Source organism: Hydrogenophaga sp. (genome assembly GCF_026125825.1).
Taxonomy (GTDB): domain Bacteria; phylum Pseudomonadota; class Gammaproteobacteria; order Burkholderiales; family Burkholderiaceae_C; genus Hydrogenophaga.
Genome location: NZ_JAHCKK010000035.1, coordinates 21,726 through 41,573 on the forward strand (window position 1 = coordinate 21,726; position 19,848 = coordinate 41,573).

The window sequence follows — 19,848 nt, forward strand, 5'->3', positions numbered from 1 at the left end:
GCGCCCGGGCAACCTGCGATTGTCCCACCGTTGAGGATTTCCTGCCCCCGCCACCCTCGCCCAGAACGCAGGAATGCTGCGCGGTGCCGGTGCCAGAATCCGGGCCATGAGCACCCTCCCTCCCCTCCTCGTCTTCGCGGGCAGCACCCGCGCCCAGTCCCACAACCGCCGCCTGGCGCAAGTCGCCGCCGACATCGCGCGCGCGGCCGGCGCGCCGGTCACCCACATCGAGCTGGCCGACTTCGACCTGCCGATCTACAACGCCGACCTGGAGGCGCGCGGCACGCCCGCCGCCGCGATCCGCCTCAAGGAACTCTTCCACGCCCACCCAGCCTGGGTGATCTGCTCGCCCGAGTACAACGGCAGCTACACCGGCCTGCTCAAGAACACCATCGACTGGGTCTCCAGCCCCGTCAAGGCCGACCCCGCGTGGAGCGACGGCCTCACGCCCTTTGCGGGCAAGGTTGTGGGCCTGCTGAGCGCGTCTCCGGGCGGCCTGGGTGGGCTCAGAAGCTTGTCCCACCTCAGTCCGTTGCTATTGAATCTGCAGTGCTGGTTGACCCCGAAGCAGTTTGCGCTGGCGCGCGCGGGCGAGGCGTTTGACGCGAATGGGCAGCTGGACGGACCAGCCCGCCAAGGCGTGCAGGCGGTGGTCGACCAGGCCATCTGGGCAGCGCAGCGCCTGGCGACCTGAACGGAGGACACCTGCGCGGTCAACGGGGCATTCAACGCCCGCGTTTGCGCCCAAGGAAGTGGTCGCCCTCACTGCGGTCAGCCGTGCCCCTGGCCAAGCCCTGCGCATCCTGAGGCCAGACCACGCCCAGCCGCGCCATCAGCACCTCGGCGTGTTGAAGACAGTGGCAGGCCCGCGCCACCGGCAGCAAAGTGAGCAGCACGCCGGCGATGTGCACCAACACGCTGTTGAAGTACGGCGCATTGCGCGTGCTGTGCACTCGGTCCACCAGCCCGATCGCACGGTGCAGCGCGAGCCCTTCCATGTCGGCGGCCCTGGCGGTCGACACCAGACGCCGCGGTTGCGCGATGGGATCACCTTGCGGGTCCCCCGCATCAACGACCGCCAACATGCCGTCCAACTGCCCGCGCCCCGGTGAGGGGTGAGGGCACGTCTTCGCGCCGGCGCAGAAAGTTCAACCTCGGTGCGAACGCCGTCAGCGTCGTCAAGACATGGGGACGCATCCGCCGGATGACGTGACCTCTGAGTTGCGCCATGCAACGGTCCACGCCCTCCTGGTCCGCCGTGTTCAGCCTGTCCTGCACGGCCTCCAACACCTGGGTCAGCGGCGTCAATGGCGGAAAAGACGCCTCGAGAATGCGGCACTGGATGGCGATGCCTCTCACAGCGTCACCCGCGTTCACCCGCTCCTTGGCCACAAGCCTGGGCAGCTGCGACACGGACTCCCTCCAAAAAGGGGGCGTGGAATTCACGGCCAGCTCCTTTCGAAAAGGAGCTCAGTGACCCGAGCGAGCCCAGGGGTTCGACTCAGCGCGTGCGCCGCAAAATCTCGTCGGCCAGCTTCTGGTACTCGCCGTTGAAGTGGTGATCGCCCGGCAGCGGCACCGGCGTCACCTGCGTGGCGGGCACGCGCGGGCAAATGGTGTCGCGGTCGTTGGTGCCGTAGACGCACAGCGTGTCGGCCGCCGCGAGCTTCTGCAATTCGGGCTTGAGCGGCAGGCCACCGCTGTCGCGCTTGACCCAGTTGCTCAGGCGGAATTCAAACGACGCCTTCTCGCCCGGTCCGATCAGCACCGTGTGCGCCACCAGCCCGCGCGAACTCGCCGGCAGGCGCGACACCGCGAACGGGAGCACGTCCGCCCCTTGCGAATAGCCGATCAGCAGCGCCCGGCTCTTCTTCCATTGCACGGCGAAGCTGCGCAGCACACGGTCCAGATCCTTGGCCAGGCCCTCGGGCGTGCGCGCCGTCCAGAAGTAGCGCAGCGAGTCCAGCCCCACCACCGGCACGCCCGCCGCAGCGAACTTCGCGGCCAGGTCCTTGTCGATGCCGGCCCAGCCGCCGTCGCCCGAGAGCAGCACGGCAAAGGTGTCGGAGGTGCCGCTGGAGGGCACAGGCACCAGGGGCAGGTCGGCCACACCCGTGTCCGGCGCGAGCGTCGCCACGGCGGGCGCGCGGCTGAGCTGCCGCTGCGCCTCCAGCAGCGCCGGCGTGGCATCCGCACCCACCACGTTCACCAGCTGGGCACCCCGCACCTGCGCCACAAAATCCTGTGCCGTCGCCAGCGTGCAGGCTTTGTCTTCACCGTCCCGCAGCACCGTCCAGGGCGCGTGCAGCTGCGGCGACGGCAGCAGCGTCAGTGCCGCCTTGTCGGCCCGGCGCGTGAAGTGCACGCCCTCGCCCTTGCACAGCGGCCGCTTCACCGCCAGCGTCGGGCAAAAACCCATCGAAACCGCACCGCCGAAGGTCTGGTCCGGCGCCTGCGCGAGCATCGCGTAGGCCAGCGTGCCGCCCTGCCCCTCGCCCACCAGCAGCGGCGGGAAATAGGCCGGCAGGCGCGCGTAGCCCTGCAGGAAGTGCGAAAGGTTTTCCAGGTCGCCGTCGGGCAGCAGGCAGTCGCCGCCGTCCTTGGTGAGCGCGGCCAGCAGGCGCGGCGTGTGGATGCCGGCCACCAGCGCGCCCTGCGCGGCCAGGGCCTGCGCTTGGGCGGCCAGCGCGGGCGTCCAGCCGCCCTCGCCCGAGAGGAACAGCACGAAGGACTTCGCCTCGCCGGGCGGCCGGTACAGCGTGAGGTTCTTGAAGCTGCCGTGCGACAAGGTCTCGGCGGAGGAGGCTTTGGCCGGGGCCTGTGCGAGCGCCACCGCGCCCGGCCCTGCGAGGGCCGCCAGCAGGCAGGCCATGAAAATCGAGCTCTTGGTCTTCATTTGGAAATCACCCGGCGCAAACCCCCCGCGATCAGCGCGGCCACGTCGGCAAGGATGAAAAATGGCGCGAACCCGCCCGGCGACGCCAGGTAGCGCGGCTCCCACACCGGATCGAACTTCTCCTTGAACGCCCGCAGGCCCTGGAAGTTGTAGAAGTTCTCGCCGTGGTTGAACAGCAGCCGCCCCAGGCGGTGCCAGTTGGGCGCCAGCGGGTGCTGCGCCATGCCTGAGAGCGGCACCATGCCCAGGTTGAACCGCTGGTAACTCTGCGCCTGGAAATGCAGGATCGTCTGCGCGAACAGGAAATCCATCGCGCTGCGGGGCGCGTCCGGCAACTGGCGCATCAGGTCCACGCTGGCCTCCAGCTTCAGGTCGGTGCGCAGCAGCGTGGCGAAAGCCACGATGCGCTCGCCCTGGCGCACCACCGCCACCGGCTGGCGCAGCACATAGTCGCGCCGGAACGCCCCCAGCGAAAACGCCTTCTCCGCTGTGTTGTGCTCACTCAGCCAGGCGTCCGAGATCGCCTGCAGCTCGGGGTACACCTCCAGCACCCGTTCCGGCACCAGCACCTCGAAGCTCAGGCCATCGCGCTGCGCGCGCGACACCCCATGGCGCAGGTTCGCGCGCGCCTTGCCCTGCAGGCTGAACGTGGGCAGGTCCACCAGCGCGCACTCACCCAGCTTGTGCACGCGCAGGCCCGCGTCCAGGTACACCGGCAGGCCCTCGGGGCGCACCTGGTAAAACGCCGCGCGCCCACCCGATTCGCGCGCCTGCTCCACGAAGCGCCACACCAGCTCGGCCCACTCGCTCACCGGCCCCACCGGGTCGTACAGCGCCACCCACGAGCGACCGCGCCGGCCGAACATGATGAAGGTGCGCTGCGTGTCCGACACCATCAGGCTCTTGTCACCCATCATCACCAGCCCGGCACCCGCCGAGGGCTGGGCGCGCACGATGCGCGCGGCCTGCTCCAGCGCGCCGCTGTCGGGTTTCACCAGCACCGCCTGCGGCCGGCGCAGCAGCTGGCTCAGCGCCACCGCCAGCGTGATCAGGCACACGGCCACCAGGGCGCGCAGCGAACGCGGCGCGTAGCCGTCGAACTCGAACTGCCACCAGACCTGGTTCACGTAGTCCACGTCGCGGTACACGAAAAACAGCAGCGCCGTGACCGCCAGCACCACGGCCGCCACCGCCGCCAGCCAGCCCCAGGTGAAGGCCTGGGAGAACAGCGCCGCGCGCCGGTTGAACTGCTTGCGCGACAAGGCCAGTGCGCTCGCCAGCACCACCAGCAGCACCGCCTCCGACACCGCGATCCCCTTGGGCAGGCACAGCACCAGGCTTACCAGGGCCAGCCCCAGACCGGCCCACCAGGAGGCGTCCAGCCGCAGGAACATGCCGCGCGCCACGAACAGCAGCGCCAGCCCCGCAATGCTGCCCAGGAAGTGCGCCGCCTCCACCACCGGCAGCGGCATGTACCGCGAGAGCAATTCGGTCGCGTCGTCCGTGGCTGGCGTCACGCCCGAGACCAGCAGCACCACGCCCACCACCCAGGTGAAGGCCGACAGCAGCAAGGGCGAGAGGCTCGCCGCGGCCTTCACCACCGGCGTGGCCGCACCGCGCTGCCACTCCGACGCGGCCAGCATCGCGACCGCCAGCGCCAGCGGCACCAGGTGGTAGACCACCCGGAACATCACCAGCGCGGCCGCCAGCTGGTGGGGAGGCACGTGGTGGCCCAGCGCCAGCAGCATCACCGCCTCGAACACGCCCAGGCCCGCCGGCACATGGCTGATCACACCCAGCGCGATCGCCAGCGCAAAGAAACCCACGAAGGCCGGAAACGCGATCGCACCCGCCGGCAGCAGAAACCACAGCGCGGCCGCAGCGGCCACCACATCCGCGGCCGAAATCAGCAACTGCTGCAGCGCCAGCGAAGCGCTTGGCAGGCGCAGCACCACGCCGCGCAGCACCGTCTCGCCACCCCGCTGACAAAACCCGATGAACGCCCCCGCCGCCAGCAACACCGCCACCGCCACCCCGCGCAACAGGCCCGGCGGCGTACCGAACACCGCCTGCACCGTGCCCGCGCCCCACACCAGCGCGCCCGCGCCCACCACCACGATGCCGATGCCGAAACCGAAGGCGTTGAACACGATGGCGCGCGAGACCAGCCCCGCCTCCAGCCCCGCCGCCCCGTACAGCCGCATGCGCACCGCGCCACCGGTCAGCACGCCCAGACCGATGGTGTTGGACAGCGCGTAGGCGATGAACGCCGTCTTGGCCACCACGCGCTGGGGCAGCTGCGCGCCCGCGTAGGCCAGGGCCGTGCGGTCGTAGAAAGTCAGCGCGAAATAGCTGGCCGCCGTGGCCAGCATCGACAGCCCGAGCGCCGTGGCCGGTGTGGCCCGCACCGCGTCCACAATCTCGCCATAGCTCAGCTCCGTCATGAGCTTGTGGCTCGCCTGCACCAGCAGCGTGCCCAGCAGCACGGCCAGCGCCGCATACACCCAAAAGCGCCACTGGCTCAGGCGGGAAACCAGGGTTTCGGGAGTGGCGGTGGTCACAGGCATGAAGGGGATGAACGCGTTCCAGTCACAAGGCAGCGCCACAGGCGCCATGCCAGTGAACCAGTGTAAGCCCCGACGCCAAGGCGACAATCACCGCCATGCGCTCCCCTGACTCCGCCATGGCCTGCCGGCCTGGCTGCGCCGCCTGCTGCACCGCGCCTTCCATCAGCAGCCCCATGCCCGGCCTGCCCCATGGCAAGCCGGCGGGCATGCCCTGCCCGCACCTCGACGCCGCGCTGCGCTGCCGCCTCTTCGGCCTGCCCGAGCGCCCGGCCGTCTGCGGCTCGCTCGCGCCGGCGGCCGACATGTGCGGCGATGGCCGCGAACACGCCATGGCCTGGCTCACGCGGCTGGAGCGCGCCACGCAGCCTGTCTGATGCGCCTGTCCTCGCAGCGACAAGCGCCGCCGGCGCCTCGGGCCTACAGTGGGGCAGACGCATCACCGGAGACCCCACCATGCACATCCCCTCCCTGAAAGAAGTCGTCAGCGCCGAGGAATGGGCCCTGCGCTGCGACCTGGCCGCCTGCTACCGCCTCGTTGCCGCCTACGGCTGGAGCGACCTCGTCTTCACCCACATCAGCGCCAAGCTGCCCGACAGCGTCACCGGGGGCGAACACCAGTTCCTCATCAACCCCTACGGCCTCATGTTCGACGAGATCACCGCCAGCAGCCTGGTCAAGGTCGACATGGCCTGCAACAAGCTGCACGACTCGCCCTTCCCCGTCAACCCGGCCGGCTTCGTGATCCACAGCGCCGTGCACGAAGCGCGGCCCGAGGCCGGTTGCGTGCTGCACACCCACACGCGCGCCGGCGTGGGCGTGAGCGCGCAGAAGGCCGGCATCCTGCCCATCAGCCAGCAGAGCACTTTCGTGCTGGCCTCGCTGGCGTACCACGACTACGAGGGCGTGGCCTTCCGCCCCGAAGAGAAACCGCGCCTGCAGGCCGACCTGGGCACGGCCAACTACCTCGTCCTGCGCAACCACGGCCTGCTCACCGTGGGCCGCACCATCGCCGATGCCTTCCTCGCGATGTACACCTTCGAGAACACCTGCCGCATCCAGATCGACGCGCTGGCCGGCGGCAGTGAACTCACGCAGGTCGACCCGCGCATCCTCGCCGGCATGGCCGACGTGATGCGCATCGCCACCGCCGGCCAGGGCGCACAGCTCGCGTGGCCGGCGCTGCTGCGCAAAGTCGAAAAGCTCGACCCCAGTTACAAGACCTGAAGCTCGCCTATACTGCCTTCTTCGTACATTTGTGCGAACAGGATTGGCGTCCTGCAAGAGTTACTCTGTGAGAGGCTGCAACGCAAACGCGTTGCGGCTTTTCGCTCGTCTGTGCTGCCTGTTTCTATGGTGGTCCAGGCGGGGAGACGCGAGTCTCGCCGGCATTGAGTAACTCTTCCGGTACGCCAACCTGCTTGGGCCACCGCCACCCCACAAGGGAGGCGGTGACATCACCAGCCAAAGCAACAGGAAGGCACATGCAAACAGCTCCCTTCGTGGCCACGCGGCGACCTCGCCTGGCCCTGCTCATCGACGCCGAGAACTTCAGCGCCCGCAAGGCCCTGCGGCTCATGGGCCACGTCGCCGACCGCGGCGACGCCATCATCCGCCGCGCTTACGCCGACTGGACCAGCCCCCGGCAACTGGCCTGGCGCAAGATGCTGCACGTGCTGGCCATCCGCCCCATGCAGCAGTTCCACTACGCCCACCAGAAGAACGCCTCGGACGCCGCGCTCATCATGGATGCCATGGAACTCAAGACACAGAGCCCCCGGCTGGACGGCATCTGCATCGCCTCGTGCGACAGCGACTTCACCGGCATCGCCGGGCGGCTCCGCGAAGCCGGCATCGCGGTCTACGGCTTTGGCCAACGCGATGCGTCACCGGCCTTCGTATCCGCTTGCAACCACTTCGTGTTTCTGTAGGGCAGCGCGTTCAGGCGGAAGCGACGAAGGCGGCCATGCCCTCCAGCACCGTGCGCAGGCGCATCAGTTCACGCGAGCCATCCAGCCGTTTTGACCACGCCGCCATGCGCGAGACGCGCTGCAGGCGCGGCAGCAGGTGGGCGATGAAGGCGCGCAGCGCCGGCCCACCCGTGCCGCCCTGCTCGTACGCCCGCAGCACGGCCAGCACCGCGCCCGGCCCCAGCGGTTGCAGGTAGCGCGCCAGCGAGAGCAGCATCTGCAGCACGTCGTAGACCTGCACCGTCTCCAGCGCCATGCCCGGGCGCAGGCGCTCCTCGAAGTCCAGCCGCGCAAAGCGCTGTCCGTCCCAGGTGGTGTTGCGCAGCTGGGCGCCACCGTGCCAGTGGCCCCGCGCGTGGAAGGCCGCGAGGTCGGCGCTGGCCGCGCCCATCAGCGGCAGGCGCTCGGCCTCGGGCAGGCGGTGCAGCTGCAAGTCCACCGTCTCGCCAATGTCGCCGGTGGTGAGCGCAAAGCCGTCGAAAGCCAGCACCGGGGGCACGTGCTCGCCGGCCGCCGCGAGGGCCACGAGGCGCTCGTGCTCGTAGGCGAGCAGCGCCCGGGCGTCGGTCTGGCGCACCGCGCGCCAGGGCACGGGCACGTCCACGAAATGCGCGAACACCCAGATGCCCAGCGACTTGGACCAGCTGCGCAGCGGCCGGTCAGCGGTCTTGGTCCAGGTCTTGGCGGGGGGGGTGGTCGGTTCGGGCAGGCTCACAAGGGCGCGATTATCCCGAAACCGGTCGCGCCGGCTAGGGCGCGTCGGCGTAGCGCTGCCGTTCCCAGTCGGTCACCTGCTGGCTCCAGGCGGCCCATTCGTCGTGCTTGAGCGCCAGGAACTCGGCGCAGAAGGCCGGGCCCACGGCCTCGCGCAGGGCCGCGTCTGCCGCCAGGGCATCGAGCGCGGCCAGCAGGTCGCGCGGTAGGCGCTGGGGCAACGGGTTACCCACGGCGTGGCGCTCGTACAGGTCGTCCTCGCAGGGTGCCACCGGTGGCAGCGCCCGATCGATGCCCGAGAGGCCTGCAGCCAGCGTGGCGGCGATGGCCACATAGACGTTGCACGCCGGGTCGGGCAGGCGCCATTCCATGCGCCCGGCCACACCGCGCACGAGGCAGGTGCGGTTGTTGTCGCCCAGCGCCTTCCACACCGGCGACCAGGTGGTGCCCGAGGCACTGCGGCTCGCCGCCAGGCGTTTGTAGCTGTTGACGGTGGGTGCGCAGAGCGCGGCCAGCGCATCGGCGTGGTGCAGCAGGCCGGCGGCAAAGCGCTGCCCGGTCTCGCTCAGGCCGAGCGTGCCGGCCGGGTCGGCCATCACGGGCCGGCCTTGCGCGTCGGTCAGGCTCAGGTGGAAATGCAAGCCGCTGCCAGGGGCGTGCGCCAGCGGCTTGGGCATGGTGGAAAACACCGCGCCATGCTGGCGCGCCACGGCTTGCGCGGCGAGCTTGAAGAGCTGGTAGCGGTCGGCGGCGGCGAGCGCGTCGTCGTGCCGGTAGTTGATCTCGTATTGCCCGCTGGCGTCTTCGTGGTCGATCTGCTCGAGCTGGAAGCCCAGGGCGTCCAGCGTCTGGCGCATGTCGTTCAGAAAGCCGAAGTTGCGGCCGATGGCCTGCAGGTCGTAGGAGGGCTTGGCGAGCCTGTCCTCGCCGTCGGCCACGCGCCACTGGCCCTGTGCGTCGCGGTTCAGCAGAAAGAACTCGGGCTCGATGCCGACCCACAGCGTCCAGCCCCGCTCGGCCTGGAGGCGCGCGACCTGGCGCTGCAACACCTGGCGCGGGCAGGTGTCCAGCGGCGCGCCGCCGGCAAAGCCATCGCACACCGCGTGCGCCACACCGGGCATGAAGGGCAAGGGCCGCAGGCTTTCAGGCCGCACGCGGCCCATGTACTCGCTGCGCGCGCCCATGCGCGGCAGGCCGGTGCCGGCGATGCTGGGGCCGGAGAAACCGGCGCCCTGCTCCACCGCCTGCGCCAGGCGCTCCAGCGGCACGAGCTTGCCCTTGGGCGCGCCCAGGAGGTCGGTGAAGGTGGCGAGCACCGAGTGGATGCCCTGCGCGCGCAGGACCGCCACGCGCTCGTCCAGCGTGGCCGCCTGGCTCAAGCGAGCACCTCGGCGAGCGCGGCATCGAACGCGGCCAGGCCCTCGGCGAACACGCTGTCTTCGATGGTGAGCGGAAACAGGAAGCGGATCACGTTGCCGTACACGCCGCAGGTGAGCAGCAGCAGGCCGCGCTTCAAGGCCGCCATCTGCACTTTCTTCGTGGTGTCGGCGTCGGGCGCGCCGGTGGCCGGGTCGATGAATTCGCAGGCCACCATGGCGCCCAGGCCGCGCACGTCGCCCATGCGCGTGGGGTGGGCCTGGCGCTGCGCGAGCAGGTGGTCCATGAGCTGGTCGCCGAGTTTGCGCGCGCGCGCGGGCAGCTGCTCCTCTTCCATCACGTCCAGCACGGCGAGCGAGGCCGCGATGGCCAGCGGGTTGCCCGCATAGGTGCCGCCCAGGCCGCCGGGTGCCGGGCCGTCCATGACGGCGGCCTTGCCGCTGACGGCCGAGAGCGTGGTGCCGCCAGCCATGCTCTTGGCCATGGTCATGAGGTCGGGGCTCACACCGAAATGCTCCATGGCGAACATCCTGCCGGTGCGCGCAAAGCCGGTCTGCACCTCGTCGGCCACCAGCAGGATGCCGTGCTGGTCGCACAGCGCGCGCAGCCACTGCACGGCCTCTTTCTGGATCACGTTGAACCCGCCCTCGCCCTGCACCGGCTCGAACACAATGGCCGCCACGCGCGAGGGCTCGATGTCGCACTTGAAGAGCTGCTCCATGGCGTGCTGTGTGTCGGCGAGCGAGGCGCCCTGGGCCGGGAATGGCACGTGGTAGATCTCGGGCGGGAACGGGCCGAAGCCGGCCTTGTAGGGCTGGACCTTGCCGGTGAGTGCCACCGAGAACATGCTGCGGCCATGGAACGCGCCGCCAAAGGCGATGACGCCGCTGCGCCCGGTGGCCGAGCGCGCGATCTTCATCGCGTTCTCGATCGCCTCGGCGCCGGTGGAGAAGAAGGCGGTCTTCACCGGCCCGTCGATCGGCACCAGCGCGTTGATGCGCTCGGCCAGTGCCACGTATTCGGTGTAGGGCACGACCTGGTAGCAGCTGTGCGTGAAGCGCTGCAGCTGTGCGGCGATGGCGGCCTGCACCTTGGGATGCACATGGCCGGTGTTGAGCACCGCGATGCCGCCGGCGAAATCGATGAAGCGGCGGCCCTCGATGTCCCAGAACTCGGCGTTCTTGGCCTTCTGAATGAAGAAATCGCCGAACACGCCCACGCCGCGCGGCGTGGCGGCCTGGCGGCGCGCGTGCCAGCTGGCGTTGGTGTGCGGGGCGTTCAGGTTCTCGGCTTTCTGCGGTGCGTTCATGTCGGGTCTCCTCAGAGGGGGCTGTCGATCCGGATCCAGGTCGTCTTGGTTTCGGTGTACTTGTCGAAAGCGTGCAGCGACTTGTCGCGGCCCACGCCGCTTTGCTTGAAGCCGCCGAAGGGCACGGTGATGTCGTCCTCGTCGTACTGGTTCACGTGCACCGTGCCTGCGCGCAGCGCGCGGGCCACGCCGTGCGCCTTGTTGATGTCGCGCGTCCACACCGCCGCCTGCAGGCCGTAGATGTTGCTGTTGGCCTGCCTGACCACGTCGGCCGCGTCGGTGAACGACAGCACCGAGAGCACCGGGCCGAAGATTTCCTCGCGCGCGATGGTCATGGTGTTGGTCACGCCGTCGAAGATGGTGGGCTGCACGTACAGCCCGCCCTTCACCGGCTCCACCGCCGCGCCCCCCGCGATCAGCTTGGCGCCCTCCTGCTGGCCGCTGTCGATGTAGCGCAGCACGGTGTCGAGCTGCGTGCGGTCCACGATGGCGCCCATCACGGTGCTTTTCTCCAGCGGGTTGCCCGGCTGGTACTGCGGCACCAGCTTGAGCGCCTTCTCCAGGAAGGCCTCCTTGATGGAGGCCTCGACAAACAGGCGCGAGGGCGCGTTGCAACTCTCGCCCTGGTTGAAGAAGATGCTGCCCACAGCGGCCTCCACCGCCTTGTCGAGATCGGGGCAATCGGCGAACACGATGTTGGGCGACTTGCCGCCCAGCTCGGTCCAGGCGCGCTTCAAGTTGCTCTGCCCGGCCATCACATGGATCTGCTTGCCCACGCGCGTGCTGCCGGTGAAAGCGATGCAATCCACGTCCATGTGCAACGCCAGGGGGCTGCCGGCCTCGGCGCCGTAGCCTGGCACCACGTTGAACACCCCGGGCGGGATGCCGGCGGCCAGCGCCAGCTCGGCCAGGCGCAGCGCGGTCAGGGGCGATTTTTCGCTCGGCTTGAGCACCACCGAATTGCCCGCCGCGAGCGCGGGCGCGATCTTCCAGGCCGCCATGATCATGGGGTAGTTCCAGGGCACGATCACGCCCACCACGCCCACCGGCTCGCGCGTGATCAGCGCCAGCGCCGTGCTGGCCGTGGGCGCGATCTCGTCGTACACCTTGTCCACCGCCTCGCCGTACCAGCGGATGCAGTTGGCCGCGCTGTTCACGTCCACGCTGCGCGCGTACTTCACCGGCTTGCCCATGTCCAGGGTTTCGGTCAGCGCCAGTTCGTCGGCGTGGGCGATGAGCTGTTCGGCGAACTTGATCATCACGCGCTTGCGCTGCGCGGGCGCCATGCCGCTCCAGCGGCGGTCCTCGAAGGCCGCGCGGGCGGCGGCCACGGCGGCGTCGATGTCGGCCTCGCCGCAGCGCGCCACGGCGGTGAGCAGGCGGCCGTCCACGGGGGAGAGGCAGTCAAAGGTCTGGCCATCGCGCGCGGCGATGCGCTCGCCGTTGATGAAGGCGCGGCCGTCGAAAGAAAGGTCGGTCATGGGGTGGGTTCCGGAGTCACAGAGCCAAAGATTGGCCCCATGCTACGCCCGAAACGCGGCGGATTGCGTATCCACTTTCCCGAAGCGGCAACGATCCACCCCCCTCGGGCAAGGCAGGAACACCGAGCAACGGCAGGAGGCCCGGTGCCCGCCCGATCAGCTCTTGAGCGCCGCCGCGATCTCCCGCTCGCGCCGCCGCGTGGAGCGCGCCACCCAGATCGCGTAGCTCACGATCACGAGGGTCACCGTCACGATCAGCAGCGTGGCCGCGGCGTAGATGGTCGGGTTGATGCCGCGCCGCGCGTAGCCGAAGATCACCTGCGGCAGCGTGTTCACGCCGGGGCCGGAGAGGAATTCGGAGATCACCACGTCGTCGAACGAGAGCGTGAAGGCCAGCAGGAAGGCCGCGAGCAGGGCCTGGAAGATGTTGGGCAGCGTGATGAGGAAGAACACCTGGTGCGGCCTGGCGCCCAGGTCCATGGCGGCGTCCTCGATCGAGCGGTCCATCTCCAGCAGGCGCGACTGGATCACCACCACCCCGTAGGCCATGCCCAGCAGCGTGTGGCCCAGGATGATGGTGAGCATGCCGCGCTGGGGCCAGCCAAACAGGTTCTGCGCGCCCACGGCCAGCAGCAGCAGCGACAGGCCGATGATCACCTCGGGCATCACCAGGGGCGCATTCACCATGCCGCTGAAGATGGTGCGGCCCAGGAAGCGCCGGTAGCGCACCAGCACGAAGGCCGCGAAGGTGGCCAGCACGGCCGAGAGCAGGCCGGTGATGGCCGCCACCTTGAGCGAGAGCCAGAAGCCCTCGACGATCTTGGTGTCGCGCGTGAGCGCCTCGTACCAGCGCAGCGAGAAGCCGGTGAAGCGCGCGTCCTGGCGGGTGCTGTTGAACGAGAACACGATCATGAACACCAGCGGCAGGTAGAGGAACGCGTAGACCAGCGTGAGCCAGAACTTGCCAAAGTGCTTTTCAAGGACTTGTTTCATGGTCCGGCCTCCTTCAGCGCTTCTCGGCGGAATCGGCACTGTAGTGGTAGTACAGCGCCAGCGGGATCACGATCAACGCGATCATCACCACGGCCAGCGCGGTCGCGCGTGGCCAGTCGTTGGCGGTGAACATCTCGTCCCACACCACGCGCCCGATCATGAGGTTCTCCGGGCCGCCCAGCAGCGAGGGAATCACGAACTCACCCACGCAGGGGATGAACACCAGCATGAAGCCGGCGATGATGCCGGCCTTGGACAGCGGCACCGTGATCAGCCAGAAGGCCTTGAACGGCGAGGTGCCGAGGTCGTAGGCGGCCTCCAGCAGGCGGAAGTCCATCTTCACCAGGTTGGCGTAGAGCGGCAGGATCATGAACGGCAGGTACACGTAGGTCATGCCGATCAGCATGGACACGTTGGTGTACAGCATGGGAATGGGCTCGCTGGTCAGGCCGATCGACATCAGCAGCCGGTTGAGCACGCCCTGGTCGGCCAGGATGCCTTTCCACGCATAGACGCGCAGCAAAAACGAGGTCCAGAACGGCAGCATCACCATCAGCAGCAGCGCCGGGCGCACGCTGGCGGGCGAGCGCGCGATGAAATAGGCGAAGGGGTAGCCGATGACCAGGCACAGAATCGCGGTGCACAGCGCGTACCAGATCGACCGCAGGTAGGCGTCGATGTAGAGCGTGCGAAACAGCGGTGCGCCCTCTTCCGTGCGGAAGATGGCGAGGTAGTTCTCGTACTTCAGGCTCAAGATGCCGCTCACGGGGTCCCAGATGGGCTTGAACGGGCTGATGTCGCCGCCCATGTCCACGAAGCTGATGTACAGCAGGATCAGGAAGGGCAGGAAGAAGAACAGGATCAGCCAGCCATAGGGCACGCCGATCACGAAGCGCTTGCCGGGGACGGGGATGTTCGTGGCCATGGTCAGTCCCTCAGCACCACGCCGGCGCGGTCGTCCCACCAGAAGTACACGTCGTCTTCCCAGGTGATGTCGGAGAGGTCGTGGCGCGAGGTGTTGGCCTCGGTCACCTTGACCTTGGTGCCATCGGTGGCGAGCACGATGTAGGTGTTGTAGGAGCCGAAGTAGGCGATTTCCTTGACCTTGCCGGTGAAGAGGTTGGGCCCGGCGCCTTCGGGACGGCGCTTGCCGATCTCGATCTTCTCGGGCCGCACCGCGATGGCCACCGGCATGTTGAGCGTCCCGCTCACGCCGTGGCCGACCTGGATCTCGCCGATGCCGGTGGTGGCCGCGCAGCGGTCGGCCTCGTCCACGCTGAGCCGGCCTTCGAACAGGTTGACGTTGCCGATGAAGTCGGCCACGAAACGGTTGCTCGGGTGTTCGTAGATTTCTTCGGGTGTGCCGACCTGCAGCACACGGCCCTTGCTCATGATGGCGATGCGGCTGGCCATGGTCATGGCCTCTTCCTGGTCGTGCGTGACCATCACCACCGTCACGCCCACCTTCTCGATGATGTTGACCAGCTCGAACTGCGTCTGCTCGCGCAGCTTCTTGTCCAGCGCGCCCAGCGGCTCGTCGAGCAGCAGCAGCTTGGGCCGCTTGGCCAGGCTGCGCGCCAGCGCCACGCGCTGCTGCTGGCCGCCCGAGAGCTGGTGCGGCTTGCGCTTGGCGTAGGGCGTGAGCTGCACCAGGGCGAGCATCTCGTCGGTGCGCTGCTGCACCTCGGCTCTGGGCAGGCCCTCGCGCTTGAGGCCAAAGGCCACGTTCTCCCAGATGTCCAGGTGCGGGAACAGCGCGTAGGACTGGAACATCATGTTGACCGGGCGGTCGTAGGGCGGCATGGCCGCCACGTCCTGGCCGCCGAGCAGGATGCGCCCGGAGGTGGGCTTCTCGAAGCCCGCGAGCATGCGCAGCAGGGTGGACTTGCCGCAGCCCGAACTGCCCAGCAGCGCGAAGATCTCGCCCTTGCCGATCGATAGCGACACCTCGTCGACCGCGACCGCTTCGTCAAAGCGTTTGACCAGTTTCTCGGTCACCAGAAAACCCGTTGTGTCTGCCATGTGAATGTCCGTTTCTTCTTCGCTGGACCAACAAAAAAAGAGCCGCTCAACCGGTGAGGATGAGCGGCCCTTCTACCTGAGTAAGGGAACGGTGGTGCTTACTTGCCGCGTTTGAAGGCGTTGTAGGTTTCGTTGACGACGCCGGAGACATCGTTGGAGAAACCGCCGGTGGGGATCAGGCGCGCGGTGTCTTCCGGACCCAGGAAGATGGTCTTGTTGCCCTTGACCTCGTCCTTGATGTCGGCCAGCGCGGCCTTGTTGCCGGTGGGGTAGTTCAGCTCGTTGGCCATGGCGGCGGCGTTGGCCGCGCGCAGGTAGAAGTCCATGAAGACGTGCGCGTTGTTCACGTGCTTGGCGTCCTTGGGGATGGCCATGGTGTCGATGAAGACCAGGCCACCGCCGGTGGGCAGCAGGGGCACGATCTCGTCCTTGCCACCGGTTTCCTTCACGCGGCCCGCAGCGATGTTGATGTCGCCCGACCAGCCGATGAAGGCGCAGGCCTTGCCGCCGGCGATGTCGTCGATCATGGTGCTGGAGAACAGGCGCACGTCCTTGCGCACCTTCTTGAGCATCTCACCGGCGAGCTTGAAGTCTTCCGGGTTCTCGCTGTAGGCCGGCTTGCCGACATAGTGCAGCGCCACCGGCAGGATCTCGCTGGGCGAATCCAGGTAGGCAATGCCGCAGGACTTGAGCTTGCTGGAGTACTCGGGCTTGAAGACCAGGTCCCAGGCGTTCTCGGGCATGGGCATGCCGCCCAGCGCCTTCTCGACCTTCTGCTTGTTGATGCCCACGGTGGTGAAGCCCCAGGCCCAGGGCACCAGGAACTTGTTGTCCGGGTCCACGCCAGCGATCTTGGCCATGAAGTCGGTGTCGAGGTTGCCGTAGTTCTTCAGCTTGCTCTTGTCGATCGGCTGGTACAGGCCGCCGTCGATCTGCTTCTTGGCGAAACCGGCGGTGGGGATCACGATGTCGTAACCCGAATTGCCGGCCACCAGCTTGGCGTGCAGCGCCTCGTTGTTCTCGAAGGTGTCGTAGTTCACCTTGACGCCATATTCCTTCTCGAAGTCGGCGATCAGGCTCTCGGTGATGTAGTCGGGCCAGTTGTAGACGTTGAGAACCTTCTCATCGTCCAGCACCGGGCCGGCCGGCGCAGCGGGGGCGGCGGCCACCGGCGCGGGCGCCGCAGGAGCGGCCACGGGCTCCTCTTTCTTGCCACAGGCGGCCAGCAGAATCGCCGACATCGCCAGAACCAGGACTTGCTTTTTCATGGTGTTGCTCACTCCAAGGAGGTAATTGACCGAAAGAACTCAACCGGGTGGGGCTGCAAAGTGCCTGAAAGCGCTAGCAATTTCCAGACCCGACACCGAACGGCGCCACCAGGCGGAGGCTGGCGGAATATCCGGAAAACATTCTAGGGCCTGTCAAGCCAGCAGGCCCTCGGCGCGCAACTCTTCCAGCGTCGCGTCCAGGCAGCGGTGGATAAGGTCCATCATCTCGTCGACCTGGGCGCGCGTCATCACCAGCGGCGGCGCGATGATCATGCGGTCGCCCACGGCGCGCATGATGAGGCCGTTGCGGAAGCAGTGCGCCCGGCAGCGCATGCCCACGCCCAGCGCCTCGTCGAACATCTGCTTCTTGCCCTTGTCTTTCACCAATACCAGGCCGGCGACAAAACCGCAGGTCTGGGCCGCGCCCACCAGCGGGTGGTCTTCCAGCGCCTCGAAGCGCTCGGCCAGGTAGGGGCCGGTGTCGTCGCGCACGCGCTCGACCAGTTTTTCGCGCTCCATGAGCTCGATGTTGGCCAGTGCCACCGCGCAGGCCACGGGATGGCCGCTGTAGGTGTAGCCGTGGTTGAACTCGCCGCCCTTGTCGATCAGCACCTTGGCCACGCGGTCACCCACCATCACGCCGCCCAGCGGGATGTAGCCGCTGGTCACGCCCTTGGCAAAGGTGATCAGGTCGGGCCGGTAGCCGAATTTCTCGTAGGCGAACCAGTGGCCCAGCCGGCCAAAGGCGCAGATCACTTCGTCGGAAATCAGCAGGATGCCGTGCTTGTCCACGATGCGCTGGATCTCGGGCCAGTAGGTGGAAGGCGGGATGATCACGCCGCCCGCGCCCTGCACCGGCTCGGCGATGAAGGCCGCCACCTTGTCGGCGCCGATGGAGAGGATCTTCTCTTCCAGCCAGCGCGCCGCGCGCAGGCCGAAGTCGGCCTCGGTCTCGCCGGGGTTGGCGTTCTCGAAGAAGTGCGGCTGCTCGATGTGCACGATGTCGGGGATCGGCAGGTCCCCCTGGGCGTGCATGCCGCTCATGCCGCCGAGCGAGGCGCCGGCCATGGTGCTGCCGTGGTACGCGTTATGGCGGCTGATGATCACCTTGCGCTGCGGCTGGCCCAGCAGGTCCCAGTAGCGGCGCACCATGCGCACGTTGGTGTCGTTGCTCTCGCTGCCGCTGCTGGAGAAGAAGACGTGCTCGAACTTGCGGCCCCGCACCTCGGGGGCGAGCTGCGCCAGCTTGGCCGCCAGCTGCACCGCCGGCACGTTGGTGGTCTGGAAGAAGCTGTTGTAGAAGGGCAGCGTCATCATCTGCTGGTAGGCGGCGTCGGCCAGCTCCTTGCGGCCGTAGCCGGCGTTGACGCACCACAGCCCGCTCATGGCGTCGAGGATCTTCGCGCCCTCGGAGTCCCAGATGTAGATGTTGTCGGCGCGCGTGATCACGCGCGAGCCGCGCGTGGCCAGATCGCCGTGGTCGGTGAAGGGGTGGATGAAGTGCGCGCTGTCCAGCGCCTGAAGGGCCTTGGTGTCCAGCTGCTCGGCGCGGCGGACCAGGGCGGGCGGGGCGATGAGGGTCGAGGTGTTCATGCGGATCTCTTCTTTCAAACTCAGACGTGCAGCAACAGGTGTTCACGTTCCCAAGGCGAAATCACCTTCATGAACTCGTCGAACTCCAGCTCCTTGATCTCGGTGTAGATGGTGATGAACTCCTTGCCCAGCACGTCGTGCAAGTCGGTCTCGCGGCGCAGCCAGTCCAGGGCTTCGCCCAGGCTGCGCGGCAGCGAGTAGGGCGAGAGGTAGGCGTCGCCCTTCATCTCGGGCTTGGGCTTGATCTTGTTTTTCAGGCCGAGGTAGCCGCAGGCCAGCGTCATGGCCATCGCCACATAGGGGTTGGCGTCGGCTCCGATCACGCGGTTTTCCACGCGCCGCGCCTCGGGGCTGGAGATCGGCGAACGGATGCCCACCGTGCGGTTGTCGTGGCCCCATTCGATGTTGATCGGCGCGGCCGTGTGGCGCGAGAGGCGGCGGTAGCTGTTCACGTAGGGCGCCACCAGCACCATGGCCGCCGGGATGTAGCGCTGCAGGCCGCCGATGTAGTGGAAGAACGATTCCGAGGGCGTGCCGTCCGGGTTGCTGAAGATGTTCTTGCCCGTGGCCTTGTTCAGGATGCTCTGGTGCACGTGCATGGCCGAGCCGGGCTCGCCCGCGATCGGCTTGGCCATGAAGGTGGCGTACATGTCGTGCCGCAGCGCGGACTCGCGCACCGTGCGCTTGAAGAAGAACACCTCGTCGGCCAGGCCCAGCGGGTGGGCGTGGAAGAAGTTGATCTCCATCTGGCCCGCGCCGGCCTCGTGGATCAGCGTGTCCACGTTGAGTTTCATCTTGTCGCAGTAGTCGTAGATCTCCTCGAACAGCGGGTCGAACTCGTTGACCGCGTCGATGCTGTACGACTGGCGCGAGGTCTCGGCCCGGCCGCTGCGCCCGATGGGGGCCTTGAGCAGCGTGTTCGGGTCGGTGTTGCGCGCGGTCAGGTAGAACTCCAGTTCGGGCGCCACCACCGGGTCCAGGCCCTCGGCGTCGAAGAGGTCGCACACATGGCGCAGCACGCTGCGCGGCGCAAACGGCACCAGCTTGCCGGCATGGTCGAAGCAGTCGTGGATGACCTGCGCCGTCGGGTCGGTGGCCCAGGGCACGATGCGCGCGGTGGTCGGGTCCGGGCGCAGCTGCATGTCGCGGTCGGTCGGCTCGATCACGTCGTAGTACGGCCCGCTGGCCGGAAACTCCCCCGTCACCCCCATGGCCACGATGCCCTGGGGCAGTCGCATGCCCCGGTCTTCGGTGAACTTCTCACGCGGCAGGATCTTGCCGCGCGCCACGCCGGTGAGGTCGGGCACGAGGCACTCGATCTCCGTCACGCGTCGTTCGTCGAACCACTGTTCCAGGTCGGCGAATGTAAATTTGCTCTTGTCCACGATGGTCTGCCTGTGTGAGTCTCTCGGGTGTCTCTCGGGTGTCTGGGGTGCGGCCACCTTGCGGTGGCCTGGCGCCGGCGCGCGGCCAGGCGCGAGCTTCGACCCGATCAATCCGGGACTCTCTCCGGCACCCGGCGCTGGTCCCGAAAGCGCCGGCACGCCGCGCCGAACGCGCGCAACAGCTTCATCGACAGCGGGTTCTCCGCGGCTTTCCACTCGGGGTGCCATTGCAGGCACAGGTTGAAGCCGATCGCCTCGGGCATCGAGAAGGCCTCG

18 protein-coding genes are annotated in these 19,848 nt (G+C 68.0%); 4 read left to right on the forward strand and 14 right to left on the reverse strand.

Going from position 1 to position 19,848, the window contains the following annotated elements:
• Positions 1-106 precede the first annotated feature (106 nt).
• Entirely contained in the window at positions 107-694 is a 588-nt protein-coding gene (locus KIT86_RS13085; RefSeq protein ID WP_297399010.1) for an NADPH-dependent FMN reductase, read from the forward strand.
• Between the two features lie 31 nt (positions 695-725).
• On the opposite strand, the gene KIT86_RS13090 is transcribed toward KIT86_RS13085, so the two are convergent.
• The 4 genes from KIT86_RS13090 to mprF form a co-directional block, all read right to left on the reverse strand.
• On the reverse strand, positions 726-1,085 hold the full coding sequence (locus KIT86_RS13090; RefSeq protein ID WP_297399012.1) for a hypothetical protein: 360 nt from the start codon (positions 1,083-1,085) through the stop codon (positions 726-728).
• Positions 1,069-1,413: a hypothetical protein gene (locus KIT86_RS13095; protein WP_297399014.1), complete on the reverse strand. Its 345-nt coding sequence runs from the start codon at positions 1,411-1,413 to the stop codon at positions 1,069-1,071. Before KIT86_RS13095 ends, KIT86_RS13090 begins: the two co-directional genes overlap by 17 nt.
• Before the next feature lie 88 nt (positions 1,414-1,501).
• Entirely contained in the window at positions 1,502-2,896 is a 1,395-nt protein-coding gene (locus KIT86_RS13100) for an AcvB/VirJ family lysyl-phosphatidylglycerol hydrolase (RefSeq protein WP_297399016.1), read from the reverse strand.
• Positions 2,893-5,457, reverse strand: coding sequence for a bifunctional lysylphosphatidylglycerol flippase/synthetase MprF (gene mprF, locus KIT86_RS13105; protein WP_297399018.1), 2,565 nt, complete (start codon positions 5,455-5,457; stop codon positions 2,893-2,895). Before mprF ends, KIT86_RS13100 begins: the two co-directional genes overlap by 4 nt.
• A gap of 101 nt (positions 5,458-5,558) precedes the next feature.
• On the opposite strand from mprF, the gene KIT86_RS13110 reads away from it, so the two are divergent.
• The 3 genes from KIT86_RS13110 (at position 5,559) to KIT86_RS13120 (ending at position 7,391) form a co-directional block, all read left to right on the forward strand.
• Positions 5,559-5,837 carry a YkgJ family cysteine cluster protein gene (locus KIT86_RS13110; RefSeq protein ID WP_297399020.1) on the forward strand — a complete coding sequence of 93 codons (279 nt, stop codon included), beginning with the start codon at positions 5,559-5,561 and terminating at the stop codon, positions 5,835-5,837.
• Between the two features lie 79 nt (positions 5,838-5,916).
• Positions 5,917-6,687, forward strand: a complete 771-nt coding sequence (locus KIT86_RS13115; protein ID WP_297399022.1) for a class II aldolase/adducin family protein — start codon at positions 5,917-5,919, stop codon at positions 6,685-6,687.
• A 257-nt stretch (positions 6,688-6,944) separates the two neighbouring features.
• The gene (locus KIT86_RS13120) at positions 6,945-7,391 is read left to right on the forward strand and encodes an NYN domain-containing protein (protein ID WP_297399024.1); all 447 of its coding nucleotides are present in this window, start codon (positions 6,945-6,947) and stop codon (positions 7,389-7,391) included.
• Between the two features lie 10 nt (positions 7,392-7,401).
• Here KIT86_RS13120 and KIT86_RS13125 read toward each other — a convergent pair whose 3' ends face one another.
• The 10 genes from KIT86_RS13125 to KIT86_RS13170 form a co-directional block, all read right to left on the reverse strand.
• Positions 7,402-8,145, reverse strand: coding sequence for a hypothetical protein (locus KIT86_RS13125; RefSeq protein ID WP_297399026.1), 744 nt, complete (start codon positions 8,143-8,145; stop codon positions 7,402-7,404).
• 34 nt (positions 8,146-8,179) lie between these two features.
• Positions 8,180-9,523: a type III glutamate--ammonia ligase gene (gene glnT / locus KIT86_RS13130; protein WP_297399028.1), complete on the reverse strand. Its 1,344-nt coding sequence runs from the start codon at positions 9,521-9,523 to the stop codon at positions 8,180-8,182.
• On the reverse strand, positions 9,520-10,830 hold the full coding sequence (gene gabT / locus KIT86_RS13135) for a 4-aminobutyrate--2-oxoglutarate transaminase (RefSeq protein WP_297399030.1): 1,311 nt from the start codon (positions 10,828-10,830) through the stop codon (positions 9,520-9,522). The genes glnT and gabT overlap by 4 nt, the downstream gene beginning before the upstream one ends.
• Positions 10,831-10,841: 11 nt before the next feature.
• Positions 10,842-12,311 carry an aldehyde dehydrogenase gene (locus tag KIT86_RS13140; RefSeq protein ID WP_297399031.1) on the reverse strand — a complete coding sequence of 490 codons (1,470 nt, stop codon included), beginning with the start codon at positions 12,309-12,311 and terminating at the stop codon, positions 10,842-10,844.
• A gap of 156 nt (positions 12,312-12,467) precedes the next feature.
• Complete coding sequence (locus KIT86_RS13145) at positions 12,468-13,304, reverse strand: ABC transporter permease (RefSeq protein ID WP_297399033.1); 837 nt, start codon at positions 13,302-13,304, stop codon at positions 12,468-12,470.
• Positions 13,305-13,317: 13 nt separating this feature from the next.
• A complete protein-coding gene (locus KIT86_RS13150) occupies positions 13,318-14,229 on the reverse strand; it encodes an ABC transporter permease (protein WP_297399035.1) in 912 nt (303 codons plus the stop codon).
• 2 nt (positions 14,230-14,231) lie between these two features.
• On the reverse strand, positions 14,232-15,326 hold the full coding sequence (locus tag KIT86_RS13155; RefSeq protein WP_297399038.1) for a polyamine ABC transporter ATP-binding protein: 1,095 nt from the start codon (positions 15,324-15,326) through the stop codon (positions 14,232-14,234).
• Positions 15,327-15,424: 98 nt separating this feature from the next.
• Complete coding sequence (locus tag KIT86_RS13160; protein WP_297399040.1) at positions 15,425-16,594, reverse strand: extracellular solute-binding protein; 1,170 nt, start codon at positions 16,592-16,594, stop codon at positions 15,425-15,427.
• Between the two features lie 153 nt (positions 16,595-16,747).
• Positions 16,748-18,187: an aspartate aminotransferase family protein gene (locus tag KIT86_RS13165; protein ID WP_297399042.1), complete on the reverse strand. Its 1,440-nt coding sequence runs from the start codon at positions 18,185-18,187 to the stop codon at positions 16,748-16,750.
• A gap of 20 nt (positions 18,188-18,207) precedes the next feature.
• Positions 18,208-19,575 carry a glutamine synthetase family protein gene (locus tag KIT86_RS13170; RefSeq protein ID WP_297399043.1) on the reverse strand — a complete coding sequence of 456 codons (1,368 nt, stop codon included), beginning with the start codon at positions 19,573-19,575 and terminating at the stop codon, positions 18,208-18,210.
• Between the last annotated feature and the right edge of the window lie 273 nt (positions 19,576-19,848).